The organism is Streptomyces africanus (assembly GCF_002150735.1).
Lineage (GTDB): Bacteria > Actinomycetota > Actinomycetes > Streptomycetales > Streptomycetaceae > Streptomyces > Streptomyces africanus.
Genome location: NZ_MUKA01000604.1, coordinates 1 through 1074 on the forward strand (window position 1 = coordinate 1; position 1074 = coordinate 1074).

Below are 1074 nucleotides of genomic sequence, written 5' to 3' on the forward strand. Positions count from 1 at the left end.
GCGCCGAGCTCCTGATGGGCCCGTTCCTCGCCGTGCTGATGGGGCTGTCGCTGGTCACCGTCCCGGAGGCGGCACGGGTGCTGCGGCAGGCCCCGCGGCGGCTCGGGAAGTTCTGCCTCCTGCTGGGCGGCGGGCAGGCCGCCGCCGCGCTGCTCTGCGCTGCCAGCTGTTCGCCTCCGTCGGTTACGTCGGCGGCGGGCTCGGCGGGGCGGTCGTGGCCGGCACGGTCGGCTCGGCCTGGGGCGTCGCCGCCGCGACCGTCAGCGGCTCGGCCGTGTGGTGGCTGCAGTTGCGGTCCGCCCTGCGCGAGCGCCACCACAACTCCGTTCCCGAAGTGAGGACCTCATGACCGACCGCCCCAGGCTGAGCATCGGCCTGCCCGTGTACAACGGCGAGGAGTACCTGGCCGAGTCGCTCGACGCCCTGCTCGGCCAGACCTACGAGGACTTCGAGCTGGTCGTCTCCGACAACGCCTCGACCGACGGGACCGAGGACATCTGCCGCAAGTACGCCGTGCAGGACTCCCGCATCCGCTACCTCCGGCTGCCCCGGAACATCGGCGCCACGCCGAACCACAACCGGGTGTTCGCCGAGTGCCGCGGCGAACTGTTCAAGTGGGCCTCGCACGACGACCTTTACGCCCGCGATCTGCTGCGGCGCTGCGTAGAGGCGCTGGACGAGCAGCCGGACGTGATCCTCGCGCACGCCGACCAGGCGGTCATCGACGCCGACGGCCAGGTGAAGGTCCCCTACGCGTACACGCTCGCCACCGACTCGCCGCACGCGCCGGAGCGCTTCCGCAGCCTGCTGTTCGAGCCCGGTGGGGACGACTTCTACGGGGTGATCCGGGCCGACGTGCTGCGCCGGGTGAAGCCGATGGACAGCTACCACCACGCGGACCGCACGTTCGTCGCCGAGATCACCCTGCACGGGCGCTTCCACCAGGTGCCGGAACTGCTGTACTTCCGCCGCGACCACCCCAACCGCGCCGAGCGGGCGAACCCTTCCAAGCGCTCCCGGTGCGTCAACCTGGACCCGCGCCGGGCCGGCCTGCTGCACCCGACGCCCCGGCTG

General features: G+C 72.3%; 1 protein-coding gene and 1 pseudogene. Both read left to right on the forward strand.

The genetic code is table 11. From position 1 onward, the window contains the following. Positions 1-349: pseudogene (locus tag CCL05_RS42540) on the forward strand (hypothetical protein); the annotation flags it as partial. Next, the coding region (locus CCL05_RS42545; RefSeq protein ID WP_086565844.1) for a glycosyltransferase family 2 protein at positions 346-1074 on the forward strand (729 nt) is incomplete at its 3' end. The pseudogene CCL05_RS42540 and the gene CCL05_RS42545, both read left to right, overlap by 4 nt.